This is a genomic window from Streptomyces sp. NPDC048269 (assembly GCF_040652395.1).
GTDB lineage: Bacteria > Actinomycetota > Actinomycetes > Streptomycetales > Streptomycetaceae > Streptomyces.
This window is the reverse complement of record NZ_JBEZLW010000071.1, coordinates 1-19,551: the sequence shown is the minus strand read 5'-3', so window position 1 is coordinate 19,551 and position 19,551 is coordinate 1. Positions and strand designations below refer to the sequence as shown.

The window sequence follows — 19,551 nt, the reverse complement described above, 5'->3', positions numbered from 1 at the left end:
TTCACCAGCCCACAACCGGGCATCCCCAAGTTCCCCACCCATTTCCTGACCAACGACCGACCTGCCCAACCGTCACGGCAAGCACCGTTGCAGTACTAAGGGCCGGCAAGTGTCCGAGTGGTTGCGGCTCTCCCCAGAGGCCCCCAGGGCAAGGCAGGCAGCCACGACGGATAGCAAGGCTAGGACCGCGAAGAGGTGGGTGTAGCCGCCGAGTGGACCCGCGAGGGCGGCACCGGCCCAGGGGGCCAATGCCCCCGCGATGCGGGCTGGGGCGCCGAGGAGCCCGGAGAGACGGCCGTATTGGGTGGTGCCCCAGCGATCGGTGACGGCGGTGGCCTGGAGGAGGGTGAGGTTGCCTCGGACGACTCCTGCCAGGACCGCGAGGATCACCAGGAGGGGTGCGGGGCCGGGGATGAGGGCGAGGGCTGCGGTGGTCGCGCCGCCGAGGGCGATGAGTGTGGCCGTGCGGGTGGTGACGGGAGTACGGGCGGACAGGCTCGCGTAGAGAGTGCGCCCGAGGGTCTGGCCTGCTCCGCCGAGCCCGAGAGCCCAGGCAGCCTGGATGGGTGTTGCTCCGCGTTCGGTGAGGAGTGGGATGAGGCCCATGACGACGGCGTACATGGCGAAGCTGGAGAGGGTGAAGGCTGCGGCCAGGAGGATGAAGGAGCGGCTGCGCGGGATGGGGGTGTGCCCGATGGCGGGTGGCGGCGGTGGGGCGGCTGGCCAGGGGGCGCGTAGCGCCAGGGCGTGTGCGGGGATGGTGACTGCGGCCAGGATCGCTGCGAGGACCGCGTACGTGGCCCGCCAGCTCACGTGCTCGGCGAGGGATGCGGTCAATGGTGCGAAGACGGTGGAGGCGAGTCCGCCGGCGAGGGTGACGATCGTCAGGGCGCGAACGCGGTCGGGACCCCACCAGCGGGTAAGGGCGGCGAAGGCGGGCGGGTAGAACGTGGCGGCCATGGCCACGCCCGCGAGCATCCAACCCGCGCTGAATACAGCAAGATTGGGGGCGGCCGCGATCACCAGGAGGGCCACCGTGCCGAGTACGGATCCGGCGGTCATCACGGCACGCGGTCCTCGGCGGTCGAGGACCCGGCCGATGGGGATGCCCGCCACGGCGGAGACGAGCAGGGCGCCGGAGAAGGCCGCGGTGGTGGCGGCCGGGGACCAGCCGGTGTCAGCAGTGATCCGGGAGCCCAGGACGGGGAAGGCGTAGTAGACGATTCCCCAACTGGTGATCTGCGTCAGGCACAGGGCGGGCAGGGCGGCGCGTGGCCGCGACCGGACCCCCGTTTCGGTCGCGGCCACGCTGGCCTGTGTGTTGGGCACGGTGGTCAGCAGCCGCCGGAGACGGTGGCGGGGGCTCCGATGGTGAGGGTGGCAGGAGCTGCGCAGCAGCCGCCGCCGGTCTCTTCGGCGGCCTCGGGCTGGTCGAAGAGGCCGGCGCCGCCGCAGACTCCGGTCTCGGGGAGGGTGAGTTCGACGCGCTCGGCGGCCTCCCGGTCACCGGCGAGGGCGGCTGCGATGGAGCGGACCTGCTCGTAGCCGGTCATGGCGAGGAAGGTCGGGGCGCGGCCGTAGGACTTCATTCCCACCAGGTAGACGTCCTTCTCCGGGTGGGAGAGCTCGCCCGCGCCGTGGGGGTAGACGGTGCCGCAGGAGTGCTGGTTGGGGTCGATGAGCGGCGCCAGCTCGACCGGGGCCTGGAGGCGCTCGTCGAGGCCGAGGCGGAGCTCGTCCAGGAAGGTGAGGTCGGGGCGGAAGCCGGTGAGGACGATGACCTCGTCGACCGGGTCCAGGCGGCGGCCGTCCTCGCCGACCAGGACCAGCCGGCCGTCCCCGTCTCGTTCGATGGCATCGGTACGGAAACCGGTGACCGCATCGGCGTACCCGCCGTCGACCGCGGCCTTGGCGGCAAGTCCGAGAGCGCCACGGGCGGGGAGCTGGTCGGCGGTGCCGCCACCGAAGGTGGAGCCACTGATCCCGCGACGGAGGATCCAGGTCGCGTGCGTCCCGGTGCCGTCCTCTTCGTTCTTGGCGAGGTCGGCGAGGTAGGCCAGAGCGGTGAAGGCGGAGGCGCCGGATCCGATGACGGCGGTGCGCTTGCCGGCGTACCGGGCCCGGACAGCCGGGTCCTTGAGGTCGGGGACGCGATACGTGATCTGCTCTGCGGCACTCTTCTCTCCGAGTGCATGCAGGCCGCTGCCGCCGGCCGGGCTGGGGGTGGACCAGGTGCCGGAGGCGTCGATGACGGCGCGGGCGAAGATCCTCTCCTCGCGGCCCTCGGGGCTGGTGAGGTGGACGACGAAGGGCTGGGTCTCGCGGTCGGCGTCGACAATGCGGTCGCGGCCGGACCGGGAGACGCCGGTGACGGTGGCGTTGTAGCGGACGCGGTCGCCGAGTACGTCGGCCAGGGGCTGGAGGTAGAGCTCGGCCCAGTCGCCGCCGGACGGGTAGGCGGCACCGTCGGGCTTGACCCAGCCGGTGGGGGCGAGAAGCTTCTCGGCGGCCGGGTCGGTGACCTCGGACCAGGTGGAGAAGAGGCGTACGTGCGACCAGTCGCGCACGGCCGACGCGGCGGCCGGTCCGGCCTCCAGGACCAGGGGCTCGATATCCCGCTCGATGAGGCGGGCGGCCGCGGCGAGTCCGATCGGGCCGGCGCCGATCACGACGACGGGCAGGGTTTCGGTGGATGCGTTCACGGCGGGCTCCCCAGTTGATTCGACGTCTGTCGATATCCTGACGACTCCAGAGTGGACTCTGAATCGATGTTCGTCAACATAGACATGCGTCGAATTTCGTCGGATGATGGGCGCATGACTACGAAGGTGTTGCCGCTGCTGGAGCCGGAGACCGTGGTCGCGTGCTGCCCGCCCCTGTCTGAGCGCCCGCTGACGGCCGAGGAGGCCGAACGGACCGCCGTCATGTTCAAGGCCCTGGGCGACCCGGTACGCCTGCGCCTGTTCTCGCTGGTCGCCTCCCACGAGGGTGGCGAGGCATGCGTGTGCGACATCTCCGACGTGGGCGTCTCCCAGCCGACGGTCTCCCATCACCTGAAGAAGCTGCGGGAGGCGGGGCTGCTGTCCTCCGAGCGGCGCGGCACGTGGGTGTACTACCGGGTCGAGCCCTCGGTGCTCGCCGCGATGGGCCAGCTGCTGACCCGCGCGGCGGCCGCATGAGCATCACCATCGCGCCACTGGCCGAAGCGCCCGCGGATGAGGTCCTGGCGATCTACCAAGCTGGGATCGACGAGGGCAACGCCACCTTCGAGACCACCGCTCCCACCTGGCAGGCGTTCGACGCGGGAAGGCTGGCGGAGCACCGCTTCGTCGCCATCGCCGCCGACGGCAAGATCCTGGGCTGGGTCGCCGCGAGCGCGGTCTCGGACCGATGCGCGTACGCGGGTGTGGTCGAGCACTCCGTCTACGTCCACCCGGCCGCACGTGGCCAGGGTGTCGCCTCCGCCTTGCTGACGGCCTTCATCGACTCGACGGAGACTGCGGGGATCTGGACGATCCAGTCCGGCATCTTCCCCGAGAACCGCGCCAGCCTCGCCCTCCACCAGCGGTGCGGTTTCCGGGTCATCGGCACCCGCGAGCGCATCGGCCGCCATCACGGCGTGTGGCGCGACGTGATCCTGCTGGAACGCCGGAGCTCTCTGATCGGCTGAAGAGGATCCGGCGGCTTGATCCGCGGGTGCCCACGGCGTGCGAGGCGTCTCGGCGAAGTCAGTCGTGACGGGCGAGCTTGACCGCGGATACCAGCAGAAGCACGGCCAGTGCGGGGATGAGGATCAGGTCCGGGAAGACGCCCAGGAGCATTCCGCCCAGTACCGCGCCGGCGATGGAGCCTGCGGCCATGACCGCGGTGAAGCGGAGGTTGGCGCCGAGGACGGTGAAGCTGCCGTCGCGGCTGTAGCGGGCGAACGCGACGAGCATGGTGGGCAGCGAGACCAGCAGGGAGAGGCTCCCGGCGGTCTTGATGTCCTCTCCGTAGAGCAGGACGATCGTTGGGATCAGCAGCTCACCGCCGGCTACGCCCATGATCGCGGCCACCACGCCGATGCCGAACCCGGCCACCACACCAGCTGGCACCTGTGCCCATAGCGGCAGATCGAGGGTGCCCAAGGCGGTGGTGTGGGTGAGCACCAGGGCGGCGGCCATGAGCACCATCAGTGCGGCCAGCACCTTGTAGAGGGTGCTGCTGCGCATGCGCACCGCCCAGGTGGCTCCCGCCCATGCTCCCAGCAGGCTGCCGGCCAGGAGGTTGACCGCCACCGGCCAGTGCGCCGCGATCTCGGCCGCCGGGACCGCGCCAAGACGGGCGGGCAGCGCGACCAGGACCACGACCAGGCTCATCGCCTTGTTCAGGATGACCGCCGCCAGCGCGGCGAACCCGAAGAGGCCGATCAGCAGCGGCAGACGGAACTCCGCGCCGCCCAGCCCGATCATCCCGCCCAGGAGACCGATCGCTGCGCCCGCCCCGAACACGGCCGACGTCGCGTGCGTCGAGCGGAAGGGGGCGAGGTGCTCGTCAGTCGGCATGACGGCCATCCTTGCTGGTCACAGCCTCGTGCGCTAGGAAGTGACCCCGGCTTCAGGGAAAGGCACCGGCTGTGCGCGCAGGCTTCGTCCAGACCTCCGAGCGCCCGATGTCACCCGCCGAGGTGCGCGGGCATTTCGCGGGCGGCCTCTCCTGCGCGACGGGGTGTTGGTGGAGCGCGCCAGTTCTGTGACGTGCCGCCTGCCGGGTACGCGGGTTTCGGTGTCGGTCGGCGGGTGCACACTGCCCGGCATGAGCATCGACATCGCCTGGGCCCGCGCCGAGTTGGACCACTTCCTGGAGCTGACCGAACTGCGGTCCCTGAACCATTCCCCTGGTGACATCGCGGTCTTCTCGCCGAGGAAGACCACCAGCGGTGCTGAGAAGGACATCGTCGCCAGTGCCCAGGTGGTCGAACAGATCCTGGATCGTGTGCTGCCCAGGTGGCGGGAAGAGGTGCCCGGCAACTCCCGGGTCAACCGCTGGTACCAGCACCGCGAAGCCGCCCACCGTGCGGTCGTCGTTTTGGATCGCGATGCGGAGGTACGCCAGCGCCTCGGTGACGACGCCCCGCAGGTGAGCGCCGCCACTATGCACCCCTGGGCCTGGGAAGGCGCGCGCCCCTTGTGGCAGAGCGGCCACTTCCGGGAGGCGGTCACAGCAGCCGCACGAAAGATCAACGCCGAAGCGCAGAACAAGCTCGGCCGCAAGGACATCAGCGAGACCAACCTGTTCAAGCAGGCCTTCTCCCAAGACCTTCCCAAGCCCGGCCAGCCACGGCTTCGGCTCAGGGACGACGATGGCAGCGACACCTACCGCAACGTGCACCGCGGGGCCATGGCCTTCGCCGAGGGCTGCTACGCCGCCATCCGCAACCCCAACAGCCACGAGGACGGGCTGCCCGAACTGCCCGAGCACCAGGCGCTGGAGCAGCTGGCGGCCTTCAGCGTTCTGGCCCGCTGGGTCGACGGCGCCACCGTCGTCACCTGAGTTCCCCCCTCAGCCCTGCCGGCTCACGCGAGGAGGCCGGCGATCTCCCGGGCGGCATCTCGGGCCGGCCGCCCCACCCCGATGAGGGTGGCGGATGCCGGGCCGGTCCAGTCGCCGTAGCCGAGCAGGTGCAGGCGGGGCTCGTCTGCGGCGCGGGTGCCGACGGTCGCGATGTGGCCGCGGGTGCCGCGCAGGCGCAGTGAGGCGAACGGGGCGAGGGCCGGACGGAACCCGGTGCACCAGATGACCGCGTCCGTCTCGGCCCGGGTGCCGTCGGCCCACTCGACCCCGTTCGGCGTGAGGCGGGCGAACATCGGCTTGGGGTTGAGGAGTCCGGCGTCGCGGGCGGCGCGTACGGGCGGCACGGCCACGATGTCGCCGAGGGAGGCCACGCCACCGGTGTCGGTGCGGCCGGCATCGAGGGCCTGGCGGCGGGCGGTGGCGGCGTCGAAGAGGGCGCGGCCGTCGATGTCGTCGGCGAGGTAGCGGGGCGGACGCTGGGTGACCCACGTCAGTTCGGCCACGGAGGCGAGGTCGGCGGCGATCTGGGCGCCGGAGTTGCCGCCGCCGACCACGATCACCCGCTGGCCTGTGAACTCGGCGGGGCTCTTGTATTGCACTGTGTGGAGCTGGCGTCCGGAGAACTCACGGCGACCGGGGACGGCGGGGATGAACGGGCGGGTCCAGGTGCCGGTCGCGCTGATCACCGCGCGTGCCTGCCAGTCGCCCGAGTCGCTCGCCACCCGCAGACAAGTGCCGTCGCGGTGTACGGCGTCGACCCACACCCCGCGCTCGACGGGCAGCTCGTATCGTTTCTCGTAGTCGGCGAGGTACTCCACGACATGCTGCGCGTCCGGGTACGTCTGCCCGGGCTGGGCGGGCATCAGCCGCCCGGGCAGCGAGGAGTACTGCGCCGGGGAGAACAGGTGCAAGGAGTCCCAGGTGTGCTGCCATGCCCCGCCGGGTGCCGCCTGCGAGTCGAGGATGACGTGCTCGACGCCCAGGCGGCGCAGGTGGTAGCCGGCGGCGAGCCCTGCTTGGCCGCCGCCGATCACCACTACATCCGTGCGCTGCGTCATGCCGCGGGCTGCTCCGTGTCGCTCTTGCCGCGCATGAAGATGACCGCCACGAGCGCCAGGCCCACGATCGCACCGACCAGCTGCATGCCGATGAATCCGGGCACCGAGCCGGGGGCGATGCCCGCGAAGGTGTCGGTGAAGGCGCGGCCGATGGTCACCGCAGGGTTGGCGAAGGACGTGGACGAGGTGAACCAGTACGCGGCGCCGATGTACGAGGCGACCGCGACGGGGGCGAAGCGGAGCCGGTCGGTGCGGGCCAGGCCGAAGATCAGCAGGATGAGGCCGGCGGTGGCGACGACCTCGCCGAGGAGGAGGTTTCCGGCGGAGCGATCGTGCGTGGACCACTTCACCAGCGGCTCGCCGAACATGGCGTCCGCCAGGATCGCGCCCGCGATGGCGCCGACGATCTGCGAGGGCACGTACACCGCCAGCTCGCGGGCGGTGACGCCGGCGCCGCCGCGGCGGGCGGTCCACCACTCGGCCAGGGTGACGGCGGGGTTGAAGTGGGCGCCGGAGAGCGGACCGAGCAGGGCGATCAGGACGCCGAGGCCGAATACGGTGGCGGTGGAGTTGGCCAGGAGCTGGAGCGCCACGTCCTGGGTGAGCTCGGTGGCCTGGATGCCGGAGCCGACGACGATCGTGACCAGGGCCGCGGTGCCGACGAGCTCGGCGGCGGCGCGGGCGATGAGCGGGGTGCGGGGCGGGGTCGCGCCGGGTGCGGGCTGGGGCTCGTCGGGGGCTATGTCGCTCTCCGCTGCGGGGGCGGCAACGGGCTCAGTGGCGGTCAAGGCAGGGTCTCCTCGGGCAGGTGAGGCAAAGCGCGGAAGGCTATGGGCAGGACCGCTTGAGGTTCGCTTCGGCGGTGGCACGCGCGGTCTGGGCGAGGTCGGCGAACTGACCGGCGAGGACTTCGATGACCTCCGGGCGCAGCCGGTAGTAGATGTACCTCCCGCACGGCTCCGTCTCCACGACCCCGGCCTCGCGCAGCACCTTCAGGTGGTTGGAGAGGTTCGTCTGCTTGGCACCCGTCTCCTCCACGAGGTGGGTGGTGCACAGCGTCTCGCGCGCGAGCAGGGTCACGATCTGGAGCCTGAGCGGGTCGGCCAGAACCCGGATCAGATCAGTGTCGACTGACGTCATCATGTGCTGATACTGTCACATCAGCTGGGGCTGACACCAGCCCGAGCTGACCTTATTGGCTCCTTTGAACGGGAACGCCATGCCCACGCCCTCCCCACCCCTCCTGCCGGACGAACGCCTGGCCGCAGGGGCTGCCCGTCTCGCCTCCCGGTACGCCGGCCACTTCGCGCCCGAGACCGTCCTCCGCCTGCTCGCCGACTCCTACACCCAGCTCGCCGAGCAGGCACGGATCCGGACGCACCTGATCGTGCTGGCGGAACGGCTGACCGCCGAGCGCCTGGACGCCCTCGCCCACACCCAAGGGCTGACGAGCGGCCCCACGCGGGTCCTGTTCGTGTGCAGCCAGAACGCTGGCCGCTCCCAGATGGCAGCGGCTCTCCTCGCACACCGGGCGGGCGAGCGCGTTACCGTCTCCTCCGCGGGTACCCACCCCGCCGACGAGGTCGAGCCGCACATCGCACAGGCCCTCACCGAGGCGGGCGCGGACCTCACGGACGCCTACCCCAAGCCTTTGACCTCGGAAGTCGTCGAGGCCGCCGACATCGTGATCACGATGGGGTGCGGCGACGCCTGCCCTGTCATGCCCGGCCGCCGCTACCTCGACTGGCCCGTGGCCGACCCCGACGGAGCGCCGATCGCCGTCGTCCGCGGCATCCGCGACGCCATCGACGCCCGAATCACCGAGCTCCTCACCCAGCTCGCCCCCTGAAGCCCCCTCGCATCCCCACCGCAGTCGCCTCACCCCAAGGAAGAACAGATGTCCTCCGCTCCTGCCGCCTCCGTCCTGTTCGTCTGCATCCACAACGCGGGCCGCTCCCAGATGGCGGCCGGGTTCCTGCGCCACCTCGCGGGCGACCGTGTCGAGGTCCGCTCCGCCGGCTCCATGCCTGGCGAGCAGATCAACCCCTCCGCCGTCGCCGCCATGGCCGAGCTGGGCATCGACATCTCCGACCAGAAGCCGAAGGTCCTCACCCCCGAGGCCGCGCAGGCATCCGACTACATCATCACCATGGGCTGCGGCGACGCCTGCCCGTACTTCCCCGGCAAGACCTACCTCGACTGGCAGCTCGAGGACCCCGCCGGCCAGGGCGTCGAGGCCGTCCGCCCCATCCGCGACGAGATCAAGGGCCTCATCGAGGGCCTCATCGCCGAGATCGACGCCAAGAAGCAGGGCTGATCCCGTGACCGACGCGACCACCGCCGACGACGGCATACACAACGTCATCATCATCGGCTCCGGCCCCGCCGGCTACACCGCCGCCCTCTACACCGCCCGCGCCCAGCTGAAGCCCCTGCTGTTCGGCAGCTCCATCTTCGTCGGCGGGTCGCTGACCACCACGACCGAGGTCGAGAACTTCCCCGGCTTCCCCGACGGGATCGACGGACCGGACCTCATGACGAACATGCGGGCCCAGGCCGAGAAGTTCGGCGCCGAGATGATCGACGACGACATCATCTCCGTCGACCTCACCGGCACCATCAAGGAAGTCACCGACTCCGAAGGCACCGTCCACCGCGCCAAGACGGTGATCGTGGCGACCGGATCCGGCTACCGCAAGCTGGGTCTGCCCAAGGAGGAAGAGCTGTCCGGCCGCGGGGTGTCCTGGTGCGCCACCTGCGACGGATTCTTCTTCCGCGACCGTGACATCGTCGTGGTCGGCGGCGGCGACACCGCCATGGAGGAAGCCACCTTCCTCACCCGCTTCGCCCGCTCGGTCACCGTCGTCCACCGACGCTCCACCCTGCGCGCCTCCAAGGTCATGCAGAACCGGGCCTTCACCGACGACAAGATCTCCTTCGCCTTCGACAGCGAAATCGCCGAGATCAAGGAGAAGAGCGGCATGCTGTCCGGTGTCGTCCTGCGTGACGCCTTCACCGGCAAGCTCCGCGACCTCGACGTCACCGGCCTGTTCATCGCGATCGGGCACGACCCGCGCACCGAGCTGTTCACCGGACAGCTCGACCTCGACGACGAGGGCTACATCCAGACCACCTCGCCGTCGACCCGTACGAACATCCCTGGCGTCTTCGCCGCCGGCGACGTGGTCGACCACACGTACCGCCAGGCCATCACGGCCGCCGGCACTGGCTGCGCCGCGGCCCTCGACGCCGAGCGCTACCTCGCCGCGCTTGGCGACGGGAACAGCACGGAAGCTGAACTGGAGCCTGCCAAGGCCTGATGGGGTGGCCCCCGCCTCGCGCGGGGGCCACCCTCCTCATGTGCGCGCGTACGCCCTTCATGCGCCCCTACTCCCCCACGTAGCTTGCGACGTTGGCCTGTGACACCCGTACGAGCCGTAGGGGGTAGCAGCTTGAAGCAAGCAGACGTACTGAGGGATCTCGCGCAACCGTGGCACGTATCCGTCCAGTCGACAACGGAACTGGCGGGCAGCGTCGCGAAAGCGGCTGCCGCGGACGACAAGGCCAAGCAGGAGAAGAACCAGGCGCCCCTGCGCCGCAAGCCGGAACTCCGCCCCTTACCCGTGAAGCCGCTCGGCCTGTCGCTCCAGCTCACCCCTTGGGACGTCCTCCACACCCTGGGCCGGGCCAACGTCCTCGCCCGGCAAGGCGCCGGACGAGGCCTCGCCGAGCACTGGGCAAGCCTGAAGTACTGCCAAGCCCTGACCGGTAACGACGGCCGCTACATGGCCCTTTCGACAGAGGGCCGCAACCCGCGGCGCCACTACGCTGCCACCCAGTCGGGCGAGCTGAGCATCGGCTTCGCCCTCGCGCTCGCCCAGCGCGTGCTGGCAGCGCAGTATCCGGATCACTCGGTATCGGTCATCGACGCCGAGATAGCCATGCGGGCCGGCTGGGAGCTGACCGGCAAGGAGGCCGGGCGCAGCAGCGCCCCACGGCGACCGAACTTCTTCCTGGAGGTCTGGAAACCGGGTGAGCCGTCCCGGGTCATCCCGGTGACCTGCAAGGGCACCCACGGCAACGTCTCCCAGGTGCACAAGCAGCTCGCCACCGGCTCCGCCGACGTGGAAGGCATCCACATCGGCCCGTACAACGAGACTCCGTCCCTGGTCTTCGGTACGACGCTCCCCAAGAAGAGCGAGAACATCACCGTCTACCTGCTCCAGGCCCCCGGCGACGGCACCCTGCAGCTGCCGACGACCGTGACCCTCGACCCTCCGGTCGAGGACCGCGCCATCGTCCCCGGCATCCACGTGCCCACCGAGCCGGACGAGAAGCCGGTCACCCTGCCCGGATACCACCTCCAGCCGGAGGAACACGGCTGGTTCGGCCGCGTTCTCGCCCAGGCCGATGCCGCAGGCCTGATGGCGTTCACCGGCGGCGGCGAACCGACAGCGCGCTACCTCACCAAGCGTCAAGGCAAGCGGCACTTCGAGACCTTCACCCACGCCGGCACCGGCATCGTCCAAGACGTCACCCACACCATCCACGGCAAGAGCTTCGTCGGCACCGATCACGTCTTCCGCCTCAACGGGATCCGGGTCGAGGCCTTCTCCGGCCTCGCCGAGGACCTCTTCGAGCACCTACGAGAAGGCAGGGTCGAGCAGTACCGCCACGAGGCGCACGCACTCCGCTCCTCCTGGCCCGCCGACCCCTGGGACGCGAAGTGGCGCGGCCCCGTCTCCTTGCACCCCGACGGCACCGTGATGGCGCTGCGCCGCCTCCGTCTGCGCTGATCGTACGCAGGCCTTCTGGGAGCCGGTCGACTCCCAGAAGGCCGCGGTCGCTCGCGCCAATGCCGACAGGCCGCCCTTGATCAGCCGCAACATCACCCCGCGAGGACCGCACTAGCTCCCAGAAGGGCCTCGAGCTCCGCCACAGCCGCGTCCTCATCTGTGGCGTGGACGGTCGTGATGCCCAGCTCGGCGGCCGGCGGAAGGTTCACAGCGTGATCGTCCACGAACACGCACCGCTCGGCGGGCAGGCCGATCCGGTCCAGGGCCAGCCAATAGATCGCCGGATCAGGTTTGGCCATGCCGACTGCGCGATGTCAGTCGGCGAGCCGGGCCATGTAGTCGCCCGCCCCTTCCACCGCGGCGACGAGAGCCGCGCTGTCGACCTGTGCGCCCTCCTCCAGGCGGATGATGCTACGCCCGGTGCGTGTGTCCGTGCGGGCTGAGCGGACTCCGGGGAGGTCTTCCAGCTCGTCGTCGATGAGCAGTCCGCAGCTGGTGCAGTGCATGCCTTCGATGAGGAGCTCGATGTGAGAGCCGGTGTCGTTTTCGGTGTTGTTCTTGCGGCCGAAGAGCTTCATCACAGGTCCTTCTTGAAGTCGATGGCGCCGGTCTGCATGCCCATGGCGCAGGTGAAACGGAGGGTTCCCGGTTTGCGGGTGCCCAGGTCGACGTCGGTGTCACCGTCGCGTTTGACGATCTCCTGCACCCCGAGTTCGGGGATGGTGAACGCCCGGGCGCAGCCGCCCGAGTCCTTGCCGTGCAGCACCAATGTGGTGGGTACACCGGCCTTCGCGGTGAACTGAGTGGGGGCGTAGAAGTCCGTCACGGTCAGCGTGATGATCTGTCGCCCGGATGCGTCCGTACGTACGGGGGTCTCGGGCGGCTCCTGCGAGTCGCCGCCGCCCCGGGAACCGCTGCCGTCGCCGCCTTCGACGATGAACGGGCCGCTCGCCGAGGTCTGCCGGCCCGGTGAGGGTGAGTCGAAGGAGACCCAGCCGCCTGCCTGCAGCGCGGAGAGCATGGTCCAGGCGGCGACGGTCAGCATCACGACACCGGTGAGTCCGGCCAGCTTGCCCGAGAGTGCCTGGCTGCTGTGCCGGAACAGATAGCCGAGCAGGGCGAACAGCGGTGCGATGCCCGCCACGAATCCGGCCATGACCGCAGCCCCGGCGACCGCCGATCCGGAGGTGATGGCGAGGAGCTCCATCGAGAGGGTCACCCCGCAGGGCACCAGGACGGTGGCGAAGCCGACCAGGGTGGGGGTGGCGACCGTATCGGTCTTCGCGCTGCGGCGCATCAGTCGGCCGAATGACGCCGGGGGCCTGGGCAGCAGCCGGCCCACGGCCTTGACCCCGATCAGGTCCAGGGCGAACAGCACCATGGTGGCCCGGCTGCGAGCAGCAGCACCGCCTGGGTGCGAGGGCTGGGCTGCAGGGCGTTGCCGAAGACGCCCAGCAGGGCGCCGAGCACGGTGTGGGAGGCGAGCTTCCCTGCGAGGAAGGCTCCGACAGGCGCCAGCGGCGTAGCGGTCTCCGGCGGGGAGGTGTTCGGCTTGGCGGTCGATTTCGAGGCGGGGGTGCGGCGGCGGGTCACTGCGCCGGCCAGCAAGCCCCCCTGTACGGCTGCGCACGAGGCACCACCGGCGAGCAGACCGGTACTCGCACCGGTGATCAGCAAGGCGACGGACGACGGCATGCGTCGTTACTCCTGTTCTGCGACGACGGCACGCGCACACGGAATATCCGGGCGTGCCGAGGCGGACATGAGAAGACACGGCGTCCCGCGAGGCGTTCGCCTCACGGGTGGCCGACCGTCACGTCCGTGACACGCACAACCGGTGTAGATCAAGAGGTGCCGCCGCCGACGGCGGAACGTTGGGCTGCGTCATCAGGAGTTCGGGCGCGCAGTCCGTCGCATGCGACACCGTCGCGAGCACGGGGACTGCCGGGCTGTCCTGGGCGAGGATGCCCTTCGGTGCCACGCACTGTTCCTGGGCCATCGGGCAGCTCGGACCGTGGTCCGGCGACTCGGCGGCGGCCGGAGCCGCAGCATGCCCACTCATCACGACGTGCGACGACATCTCCATCGGGCCCGGCATCGCCATCGCCGGACGCGCCAGCCCCGTCAGACAGGCAAAGAGCGCGCACACCAGCAGCACTCCGGACCACGTCCGGAGCGACAGGGGCAGGCATCGCGACATGCGCGCCATGCTGGGCCAAGCCGCATCGGTAGCCGCTCAGCACCCTCGGGCCCGTGCGTCAGGGCGCGGGTCAGGATCCCGTGGGGACGCTTTCGATGATCTGGCAAACGAGGCGTTCTCCCCGGTCCGCCGCTTGGCCGGCCATGGCACGCGCGGTCCGGAGGGTGGTGCGCAGGGCCTGGAGGTCGGCGATGACCGGGCCGGGGCAGGTCGCGGCCCGGGGCCGCTCCACGGCGGACCGTGCCGACGCCTTCGGCTTCCATTGGAGCGGGAGCGTCAGTCCAGCAAGCACATCACCTTCGACTGGTCGGGCCCCGATTAAGGCCAGCCATTACGCAGAAGCCATAGGCAGCGGTAGTCACCGCAGGGGCCCGAGTCGTTCCTCGGACGGTGGTGCCGGCCGTGGACGGCGCGCGATGCTGGGGGCATGGACATCGAGATCCTCGTCGTACCCGACTGTCCGCACACCGAGTCGGCGGCCGAGCTGCTGCGGCAGGCTCTCGACGAAGTCGGCCTGCACAGTGCCACGGTGACCACGCGCGTGGTCACCGGCCATCTCGAGGCCGAACAGCGCGGCTTCACAGGGTCGCCGACCTTCCTGATCGACGGACGCGACCCGTTCGCCGAGGCCGGGCGCCCGGCGGGACTGGCGTGCCGGGTGTACCCGACAGCGGACGGCCGTGCCGGTCTCCCCAGCCTCGACCAGCTGCGCCAGGCGCTGACCGACCGCCGCCACGACCAGAGTCTCGCCGACGCGCAACGGCACCACTGGCAGAACACCTACTCGGCCCACCCGGGCATGTACGGCGATCAGCCCTCCACCGCTGCGGTCCACGCCGCCGCTGTCTTCCATGCGGCCGGAGCCAAGGATGTGCTGGAGCTGGGGGCCGGGCACGGCCGCGACGCCCTGCACTTCGCCCGCGAGGGCTTCACCGTGCAAGCCACCGACTTCAGCGCCACAGGCCTTCAGCAGCTACAGGAGGCCGCCCGCATCCAGGACGTCGCAGATCGAATCAGCACCGCCGTCCACGATGTCCGCGAGCCGCTGCCGCTACCGGACGCCTCGGTTGACGCGGTCTTCGCGCACATGCTGCTGTGCATGGCCCTGTCCACTCCAGAAATCCACGCCCTGGTCCACGAGGTCCACCGAGTGCTACGGCCGGGCGGAGTGTTCATCTACACCGTCCGACACACCGGCGACAGCCACTACGGCACCGGCACCCCGCACGGCGACGACATCTACGAACACGGCGGCTTCGCCGTGCACTTCTTCTCGCGCGACCTGGTCGGCGCACTGTCCGACAACTGGACCCTGAACGAAGTCCATGGCTTCGAGGAAGGCGAACTACCGCGCCGATTGTGGCGCGTCACTCAGACCCGAACCCTGTGACCCAGTTCCCGGGCCGTTCCAGCGTGCGTACAACCTCATTCCCAAGCTTGTAGCGCGGGTTCAATTGCCGTCATCCGCCCTCGCCAGCGGTCCAGTTCAGCGCCCTGCCGGTGAGGTCAGGTGCAGCAGTCGCATCCGAGCCGGCAGTCGCACCCACCAGCCTCGCTCCTCGGCGAAGCAGCCGGGGCGGGGGCGCAACAGCCCTCGCCCTGCCATGCATCACGACCTTCCTTGACCGCGACAGCGGCAATGACCAGCGCGGCGGCCGGGTCGGCCCAGGACCAGCCGAGGGCGGCATTGAGAACCAGACCGACCAGGAGGACTGCGGAGAGGTAGGTGCACAGCAGGGTCTGCTTGGAGTCGGCGACCGCGCTGGCCGAGCCGATTTCGCGACCGGCCCGGCGCTGGGCGGCGGACAGGAACGGCATCACCGCGAGCGACAGGACGGCGATGGCGATACCGGCGATAGAGCGGTCGGCCTCACCGGAACCGGCCAGCGCGCGGACCGAGTCGACGCCGACGTATGCGGCAAGCGCGAAGAAGGACACGGAGATGATCCGCAGCGTGACCTTCTCCCGCGCCTCGCGCACAGCGTGGTCGCGGGCGGAGAACTGCCAGGCGACCGCGGTGGCGGAGGAGACCTCGATGACGGAGTCGAGGCCGAAGCCGATCAGGGCGGTGGAGGAGGCGAGCGTCCCGGCGGTGATCGCGACGATCGCCTCGATGACGTTGTAGGTGATGGTGGCGGCGACCAGCAGGCGTATTCGGCGGGCCAGCACATCACGGCGGGCCAGCGACGGAACCAGCGAAGTCGAGGCCATCAGCAGCAGCCCTCCGTCTCGGCATGCAGGCACGTCTTGTCGGCCTCGATCGCGACGACGGCGCTGCGCAGGTCGTCCAGGGCGTGGCCGAGGCGTTCGTCTGCAAGTTCGTAGCGTGTGCGACGGCCGTCGGGCACGGTGACGACCAGGCCGCAGTCGCGCAGGCAGGCGAGATGGTTCGACAGCCGGGTCCGGGAGATCCCGAGCTGGTCGGCCAGATCGGACGGGTACGCGGGAGCCTGGCGCAGCGCGAGCAGCAGGCGGCAGCGGATCGGATCGGCGAGCGCGCGGCCGAAACGGCCAGCACCTCAATGTCAGGAGCGACGGTCAGCACACAACGACAGTACAAGGAATCTTGAATTCAGGAAACCGTGGATCGACGTTGCCTCAGGCCGAGTCCTCGCCTCCTGGAACCTGGGTCGGCGCCGCGATCGGGGAAACAGCGGCCCTGACTGTCACGGCCGCGCCCTTGGCGCCCGGACAAGGGAAACCCGCAGGTCACCATACATCCGACGGGCGTGGGGGTCGCGTGTGGTCGCAGGCTGAACGTGCCAGACCCTTCTCCACCTCGTGGAGGCGAATTGCCATGCGCACCACCGCCGGCCGCGGCCGCATCTACCGCCGCTGCGGCTGCAGAGACACCCACCAACACCAGCTCGGTACACACTGCCCTCACCTGCTCACCGACAGCGACCACGGAACGTGAACTTCGCCGTGGACCTCCCCGCCCCAGTCCGTCGCCGGACGACGGTGCGGCGGGGCGGCTTCCCCAGCCAGGATTCGGCCGAGCAGGCCCTGCGCCGGTTCCTCGAGGGCGAGGCCGGCGGGTTCGACGCGGACCCGAACCAGACGGTCGCCGCCTATCTGAACGCCTGGCTGACCGGGAAGGCCCTCGTGGTGAAGCCGACGGCGATGGCCCGGTACCGCGACTACGTCCGCAACGACCTCGTCCCCGCGTTCGGCACCCTCAGGCTCGATCAGCTCGCTCACCGGCACATCTCGGCCTTCGTCACCAGCCAGCTAGCCCGGCCGCGGCCGGACGACCCTCTACCGGTGCCTGGCCACCCTCTCGAGCGCCCTCGGCGACGCCGTCCGGCAGCACCGCCTCCCCCAAACCCGGCCAGTCCCGCCGTCACCCAGTGCCGCAGGACGGAGTCCTCCGCGAGGGCAGGGCCTCCGACCGTCACCCAGCCGCGCATCGGGCGCCCGGTGAAGTCCATGGGCCGGGCCTCCGGCCGGGCGAGCGCCTCCTCGGCCCGGTCCGGACCCACCCGGGCGATGAGCTCGTCGCCGACCACGCCCACGCTCATGTGCCCGCACAGAAGGAAGGACAGGCCGCCGAACATCCGCTTCTCGGTGATGTCCGGCCGCTCGCGGAGCTGCTCCCTGATCCGCTGGGCCAGACCTTCGTCGTACGTCATACGCCCACTCTCCCGCGGGGCCCCGTGACGTGCCGGGCGGAGTGCCTCGCGCGACCATGGGGGCATGGAACCGCCGTCCCTGAGCGATGTCAGCAGCCCCGGTCGCGTGGCGGATGCCGGTGAAGGCATCGGCGCGGAGGAGCTGGCGCTCGCTGCGCGCAACCACGGGATGCCGCTGGAGGCGCTGCGCTACGAGGTCACACCGGCGGGGCTGCACTACGTGCTGGTCCACTACGACATCCCCGTGGCGAACGACGACGAGTGGCGGCTGACCGTCGGCGGGACGGTCCGCACGCCGCTCAGGCTGGGCCTGGCCGCCCTCCGCGCGCTCCCGGCCGTCACGACCCGGGTCACCATGGAGTGCGCGGGCAACGGCCGGGCCCGGCTCTCGCCCAGGCCCGTCAGCCAGCCCTGGCTGGTCGAGGCCGTGGGCAGCGCCGACTGGACGGGCGTGCCTCTGCAGGCGGTGCTCGACGCGGCCGGGGTAGGGCCTGATGCCGTCGAAGCCGTGTTCACCGGCGCCGACCACGGCGTGGAGCGGGGCGTCGAGCAGGACTACCAGCGCAGTCTTCCACTGCCCGTCGGCGAGGACGTACTGATCGCCTACGCCATGAACGGCACGCCACTGCCCCCGCAGCACGGGTACCCGGTCCGTCTGGTCGTCCCCGGCTGGTACGGCATGGCCCACGTGAAATGGCTGCGCGACATCACTCTCGTCGATCGCCCGTTCACCGGCTTCCAGCAGACGGTCGCCTACCGTTACCGGCAGACCCCGGAGGAGCCCGGCGAACCAGTCACCCGGATCGCGCCGCGCGCCCTGCTCGTACCGCCCGGATTCCCGGACTTCATGTCCCGCACCCGCGTCGTGCACCCAGGGCCCGTACGGCTGGAAGGCCGTGCCTGGTCGGGGCACGGGCCGGTCGTACGGGTCGGGTTCAGTCCTGACGGAGGGCTGACGTGGGCCGACACCGAGGTCAAGCCGCCCGGGCCGCATCCGGCGGCCTGGCAGGCCTGGCACACGGAGTGGACGGCCACCCCGGGCAGTCACACCCTGACGGTCCGGGCCACGGACGCCTCGGGCCGCACCCAGCCCCTCGAACAGCCATGGAACCGTGGCGGCTTCGGCAACAACGCCGTCCAGCGAGTCCCCGTCCTGTGCCGCTGACTCCCGGCACCGGGATGGACGGGGATGGACGGGACAGCGGGACATGGTGGCATCTCTGCCGTTCACGTTGCCGCGGGGCCGCCTCGTGTCGGCTGGGCGGCCGCGGCCGGCAGGTCTTGCACCTGCCGGTCGTAATCGTCGAGCAGCTGACGGAGATGGTCCAGCGACTCGGCCGGTACGTCGGCCGGAGCGGACTCCACGACGTAGCGGGCCGCCGTGACCAGTGCGGACAGTTCGTACACGTGGAACGTGCCGCGGAGTACCGCCGGGCGCAGCCTCTCCAGCAGCATCGGTCAGCCCTTGGAGCGTACGTACTCGACGACCTGGCCCAGCTCGGAGGCGAACTGGTCGTAGTCCTCCTGCATGCCGTTGATGTAGGCACTCCAGCCCAGACTCGCCTTCGCGTAGTGCACGGCTTCCTGGATCTCCTCGTCCGTGGCACCGAAGAGCTTGGCCGCCTCGGCGTGGAACAGGCTGCAGTACCGGCACTTGGTCTCGGCGTGCAGCCCGACGCCGATCAACTCCTTGTACTTGTTCGGGATCAGCGTCTCGCCGAGTTCGATCCGCTTGAAGATCTCCCACTCCGGGCCCAGCAGCTCGGTCGGAATGCTCTGGAAGAAGTGCGGCACCAGGCCCAGGGTTTCCTTGATGTCCGCTTCGACGTCGGCGCGACTGACCGTGGTCGTCATGAAAACAGCCTCCTCCGAAGGCTCCGCGTGCCCGACCAGGCTCGCCCGCGCTGGTCGCGAGCGTGTCGGCACCGGCCATCGACGGGCTCGGACCGCCGTTGCGTAACCCCACTGCCCCGGCGGAGAGAGCCCTCTGGCACCGGCGGGCCCTCACATCAAGCTTACGCACCTCCACCATCTCCGGCGACGGACGGAGAGGCCGCCCCACGGGACGCTCGGCACGGATGGTGATCGTCCGGTGACACATGATTCACGGCCGGGAGCCCCCCGGACGCGCGGCCGCCAGACGAATCCGGCCCCGTCCGCACAGTCGGCCGAGACCGCGGGCCCCTTCTCCCGGGGGCGCCGCCCTGGGTCCGCGGATAGCGTGGAAGAACAGCGACCGGCAGGTGACGCCATGACGAACACGACCTACGACGCCATCGTCGTCGGGGCCCGCTGCGCGGGTGCGCCGACCG

General features: G+C 70.4%; 23 protein-coding genes and 3 pseudogenes. 10 read left to right on the top strand and 16 right to left on the bottom strand.

What is annotated here, in order from left to right:
* Window positions 1-72: 72 nt before the first annotated feature.
* Both AB0D48_RS35435 and AB0D48_RS35430 read right to left on the bottom strand, forming a co-directional pair.
* Window positions 73-1,329, bottom strand: coding sequence for an MFS transporter (locus AB0D48_RS35435; protein ID WP_362406795.1), 1,257 nt, complete (start codon window positions 1,327-1,329; stop codon window positions 73-75).
* A gap of 5 nt (window positions 1,330-1,334) precedes the next feature.
* Window positions 1,335-2,702 (bottom strand): NAD(P)-binding domain-containing protein, encoded by a 1,368-nt coding sequence (locus tag AB0D48_RS35430; protein WP_362406792.1) that lies wholly within the window; start codon window positions 2,700-2,702, stop codon window positions 1,335-1,337.
* Between the two features lie 114 nt (window positions 2,703-2,816).
* Between AB0D48_RS35430 and AB0D48_RS35425 the strand changes: the two genes are divergently transcribed.
* Both AB0D48_RS35425 and AB0D48_RS35420 read left to right on the top strand, forming a co-directional pair.
* A complete protein-coding gene (locus tag AB0D48_RS35425) occupies window positions 2,817-3,179 on the top strand; it encodes a metalloregulator ArsR/SmtB family transcription factor (RefSeq protein WP_362406789.1) in 363 nt (120 codons plus the stop codon).
* Complete coding sequence (locus AB0D48_RS35420) at window positions 3,176-3,670, top strand: N-acetyltransferase family protein (protein WP_362406786.1); 495 nt, start codon at window positions 3,176-3,178, stop codon at window positions 3,668-3,670. The genes AB0D48_RS35425 and AB0D48_RS35420 overlap by 4 nt, the downstream gene beginning before the upstream one ends.
* A gap of 58 nt (window positions 3,671-3,728) precedes the next feature.
* Here the strand turns inward: AB0D48_RS35420 and AB0D48_RS35415 are convergent, their stop codons facing one another.
* Window positions 3,729-4,544 (bottom strand): sulfite exporter TauE/SafE family protein, encoded by an 816-nt coding sequence (locus AB0D48_RS35415; protein ID WP_362406783.1) that lies wholly within the window; start codon window positions 4,542-4,544, stop codon window positions 3,729-3,731.
* A 250-nt stretch (window positions 4,545-4,794) separates the two neighbouring features.
* On the opposite strand from AB0D48_RS35415, the gene AB0D48_RS35410 reads away from it, so the two are divergent.
* Window positions 4,795-5,532: a TIGR02391 family protein gene (locus AB0D48_RS35410; protein ID WP_362406780.1), complete on the top strand. Its 738-nt coding sequence runs from the start codon at window positions 4,795-4,797 to the stop codon at window positions 5,530-5,532.
* A 23-nt stretch (window positions 5,533-5,555) separates the two neighbouring features.
* On the opposite strand, the gene AB0D48_RS35405 is transcribed toward AB0D48_RS35410, so the two are convergent.
* From AB0D48_RS35405 to AB0D48_RS35395, 3 genes are read right to left on the bottom strand one after another with little or no spacing between them, the layout of a single operon-like run.
* Window positions 5,556-6,611 carry an ArsO family NAD(P)H-dependent flavin-containing monooxygenase gene (locus tag AB0D48_RS35405; protein WP_362406777.1) on the bottom strand — a complete coding sequence of 352 codons (1,056 nt, stop codon included), beginning with the start codon at window positions 6,609-6,611 and terminating at the stop codon, window positions 5,556-5,558.
* Entirely contained in the window at window positions 6,608-7,399 is a 792-nt protein-coding gene (locus AB0D48_RS35400; protein WP_362406774.1) for an MIP/aquaporin family protein, read from the bottom strand. The genes AB0D48_RS35405 and AB0D48_RS35400 overlap by 4 nt, the downstream gene beginning before the upstream one ends.
* Before the next feature lie 40 nt (window positions 7,400-7,439).
* Window positions 7,440-7,754 carry a metalloregulator ArsR/SmtB family transcription factor gene (locus AB0D48_RS35395; RefSeq protein ID WP_362406771.1) on the bottom strand — a complete coding sequence of 105 codons (315 nt, stop codon included), beginning with the start codon at window positions 7,752-7,754 and terminating at the stop codon, window positions 7,440-7,442.
* 76 nt (window positions 7,755-7,830) lie between these two features.
* Here AB0D48_RS35395 and AB0D48_RS35390 point away from each other — a divergent pair, with 76 nt between their 5' ends.
* From AB0D48_RS35390 to AB0D48_RS35375, 4 genes are all read left to right on the top strand, one after another.
* On the top strand, window positions 7,831-8,460 hold the full coding sequence (locus tag AB0D48_RS35390) for an arsenate reductase ArsC (protein ID WP_362406768.1): 630 nt from the start codon (window positions 7,831-7,833) through the stop codon (window positions 8,458-8,460).
* 48 nt (window positions 8,461-8,508) lie between these two features.
* A complete protein-coding gene (locus tag AB0D48_RS35385) occupies window positions 8,509-8,928 on the top strand; it encodes an arsenate reductase ArsC (RefSeq protein WP_013000197.1) in 420 nt (139 codons plus the stop codon).
* 4 nt (window positions 8,929-8,932) lie between these two features.
* Window positions 8,933-9,931, top strand: a complete 999-nt coding sequence (trxB, locus tag AB0D48_RS35380; RefSeq protein WP_362406763.1) for a thioredoxin-disulfide reductase — start codon at window positions 8,933-8,935, stop codon at window positions 9,929-9,931.
* 132 nt (window positions 9,932-10,063) lie between these two features.
* Window positions 10,064-11,407 carry a hypothetical protein gene (locus tag AB0D48_RS35375; protein WP_362406760.1) on the top strand — a complete coding sequence of 448 codons (1,344 nt, stop codon included), beginning with the start codon at window positions 10,064-10,066 and terminating at the stop codon, window positions 11,405-11,407.
* Window positions 11,408-11,499: 92 nt separating this feature from the next.
* Here the strand turns inward: AB0D48_RS35375 and AB0D48_RS35370 are convergent.
* The 5 genes and pseudogenes from AB0D48_RS35370 to AB0D48_RS35350 all read right to left on the bottom strand — a co-directional run.
* Window positions 11,500-11,712: pseudogene (locus tag AB0D48_RS35370) on the bottom strand (HAD-IA family hydrolase); the annotation flags it as partial.
* A gap of 9 nt (window positions 11,713-11,721) precedes the next feature.
* The gene (locus tag AB0D48_RS35365; protein WP_362406757.1) at window positions 11,722-11,985 is read right to left on the bottom strand and encodes a cation transporter; all 264 of its coding nucleotides are present in this window, start codon (window positions 11,983-11,985) and stop codon (window positions 11,722-11,724) included.
* Entirely contained in the window at window positions 11,985-12,788 is an 804-nt protein-coding gene (locus AB0D48_RS35360) for a sulfite exporter TauE/SafE family protein (protein ID WP_362406754.1), read from the bottom strand. Before AB0D48_RS35360 ends, AB0D48_RS35365 begins: the two co-directional genes overlap by 1 nt.
* Window positions 12,764-13,102 carry a hypothetical protein gene (locus AB0D48_RS35355; protein WP_362406751.1) on the bottom strand — a complete coding sequence of 113 codons (339 nt, stop codon included), beginning with the start codon at window positions 13,100-13,102 and terminating at the stop codon, window positions 12,764-12,766. Before AB0D48_RS35355 ends, AB0D48_RS35360 begins: the two co-directional genes overlap by 25 nt.
* Before the next feature lie 575 nt (window positions 13,103-13,677).
* Window positions 13,678-13,899 (bottom strand): hypothetical protein, encoded by a 222-nt coding sequence (locus AB0D48_RS35350; RefSeq protein WP_362406798.1) that lies wholly within the window; start codon window positions 13,897-13,899, stop codon window positions 13,678-13,680.
* A 135-nt stretch (window positions 13,900-14,034) separates the two neighbouring features.
* On the opposite strand from AB0D48_RS35350, the gene AB0D48_RS35345 reads away from it, so the two are divergent.
* Entirely contained in the window at window positions 14,035-14,997 is a 963-nt protein-coding gene (locus AB0D48_RS35345; RefSeq protein ID WP_362406748.1) for a class I SAM-dependent methyltransferase, read from the top strand.
* Window positions 14,998-15,113: 116 nt separating this feature from the next.
* Here AB0D48_RS35345 and AB0D48_RS35340 read toward each other — a convergent pair whose 3' ends face one another.
* Together AB0D48_RS35340 and AB0D48_RS35335 are read right to left on the bottom strand one after the other, a co-directional pair.
* On the bottom strand, window positions 15,114-15,818 hold the full coding sequence (locus AB0D48_RS35340) for a cation transporter (RefSeq protein WP_362406746.1): 705 nt from the start codon (window positions 15,816-15,818) through the stop codon (window positions 15,114-15,116).
* Window positions 15,818-16,152 (bottom strand): annotated as a pseudogene (locus AB0D48_RS35335) (metalloregulator ArsR/SmtB family transcription factor). Before AB0D48_RS35335 ends, AB0D48_RS35340 begins: the two are co-directional and overlap by 1 nt.
* 236 nt (window positions 16,153-16,388) lie before the next feature.
* Here AB0D48_RS35335 and AB0D48_RS35330 point away from each other — a divergent pair.
* Window positions 16,389-16,769 (top strand): annotated as a pseudogene (locus tag AB0D48_RS35330) (hypothetical protein); the annotation flags it as partial.
* Window positions 16,770-16,804: 35 nt separating this feature from the next.
* On the opposite strand, the gene AB0D48_RS35325 reads toward AB0D48_RS35330, so the two are convergent.
* Complete coding sequence (locus AB0D48_RS35325; protein ID WP_362406744.1) at window positions 16,805-17,239, bottom strand: TfoX/Sxy family protein; 435 nt, start codon at window positions 17,237-17,239, stop codon at window positions 16,805-16,807.
* 64 nt (window positions 17,240-17,303) lie between these two features.
* Here AB0D48_RS35325 and AB0D48_RS35320 point away from each other — a divergent pair, with 64 nt between their 5' ends.
* A complete protein-coding gene (locus AB0D48_RS35320; protein ID WP_362406742.1) occupies window positions 17,304-18,404 on the top strand; it encodes a sulfite oxidase in 1,101 nt (366 codons plus the stop codon).
* 62 nt (window positions 18,405-18,466) lie between these two features.
* Here AB0D48_RS35320 and AB0D48_RS35315 read toward each other — a convergent pair whose 3' ends face one another.
* Together AB0D48_RS35315 and AB0D48_RS35310 are read right to left on the bottom strand one after the other, a co-directional pair.
* Entirely contained in the window at window positions 18,467-18,694 is a 228-nt protein-coding gene (locus AB0D48_RS35315) for a hypothetical protein (protein ID WP_362406740.1), read from the bottom strand.
* A 3-nt stretch (window positions 18,695-18,697) separates the two neighbouring features.
* Complete coding sequence (locus AB0D48_RS35310; protein WP_215150402.1) at window positions 18,698-19,093, bottom strand: carboxymuconolactone decarboxylase family protein; 396 nt, start codon at window positions 19,091-19,093, stop codon at window positions 18,698-18,700.
* Window positions 19,094-19,551: the final 458 nt, after the last annotated feature.

Excerpts from the sequence above, each read along its gene's own strand:
- AB0D48_RS35325 (WP_362406744.1), bottom strand. The coding sequence starts at position 17,239 with ATGACGTACGACGAAGGTCTGGCCCAGCGGATCAGGGAGCAGCTCCGC.
- AB0D48_RS35410 (WP_362406780.1), top strand. The coding sequence starts at position 4,795 with ATGAGCATCGACATCGCCTGGGCCCGCGCCGAGTTGGACCACTTCCTG.
- AB0D48_RS35315 (WP_362406740.1), bottom strand. The coding sequence starts at position 18,694 with ATGCTGCTGGAGAGGCTGCGCCCGGCGGTACTCCGCGGCACGTTCCAC.
- AB0D48_RS35385 (WP_013000197.1), top strand. The coding sequence starts at position 8,509 with ATGTCCTCCGCTCCTGCCGCCTCCGTCCTGTTCGTCTGCATCCACAAC.
- AB0D48_RS35405 (WP_362406777.1), bottom strand. The coding sequence starts at position 6,611 with ATGACGCAGCGCACGGATGTAGTGGTGATCGGCGGCGGCCAAGCAGGG.
- AB0D48_RS35320 (WP_362406742.1), top strand. The coding sequence starts at position 17,304 with ATGGAACCGCCGTCCCTGAGCGATGTCAGCAGCCCCGGTCGCGTGGCG.
- AB0D48_RS35355 (WP_362406751.1), bottom strand. The coding sequence starts at position 13,102 with ATGCCGTCGTCCGTCGCCTTGCTGATCACCGGTGCGAGTACCGGTCTG.
- AB0D48_RS35345 (WP_362406748.1), top strand. The coding sequence starts at position 14,035 with ATGGACATCGAGATCCTCGTCGTACCCGACTGTCCGCACACCGAGTCG.
- AB0D48_RS35360 (WP_362406754.1), bottom strand. The coding sequence starts at position 12,788 with ATGGTGCTGTTCGCCCTGGACCTGATCGGGGTCAAGGCCGTGGGCCGG.
- AB0D48_RS35425 (WP_362406789.1), top strand. The coding sequence starts at position 2,817 with ATGACTACGAAGGTGTTGCCGCTGCTGGAGCCGGAGACCGTGGTCGCG.
- AB0D48_RS35390 (WP_362406768.1), top strand. The coding sequence starts at position 7,831 with ATGCCCACGCCCTCCCCACCCCTCCTGCCGGACGAACGCCTGGCCGCA.
- AB0D48_RS35310 (WP_215150402.1), bottom strand. The coding sequence starts at position 19,093 with ATGACGACCACGGTCAGTCGCGCCGACGTCGAAGCGGACATCAAGGAA.
- AB0D48_RS35415 (WP_362406783.1), bottom strand. The coding sequence starts at position 4,544 with ATGCCGACTGACGAGCACCTCGCCCCCTTCCGCTCGACGCACGCGACG.
- AB0D48_RS35340 (WP_362406746.1), bottom strand. The coding sequence starts at position 15,818 with ATGGCCTCGACTTCGCTGGTTCCGTCGCTGGCCCGCCGTGATGTGCTG.
- AB0D48_RS35395 (WP_362406771.1), bottom strand. The coding sequence starts at position 7,754 with ATGATGACGTCAGTCGACACTGATCTGATCCGGGTTCTGGCCGACCCG.
- AB0D48_RS35365 (WP_362406757.1), bottom strand. The coding sequence starts at position 11,985 with ATGAAGCTCTTCGGCCGCAAGAACAACACCGAAAACGACACCGGCTCT.
- AB0D48_RS35420 (WP_362406786.1), top strand. The coding sequence starts at position 3,176 with ATGAGCATCACCATCGCGCCACTGGCCGAAGCGCCCGCGGATGAGGTC.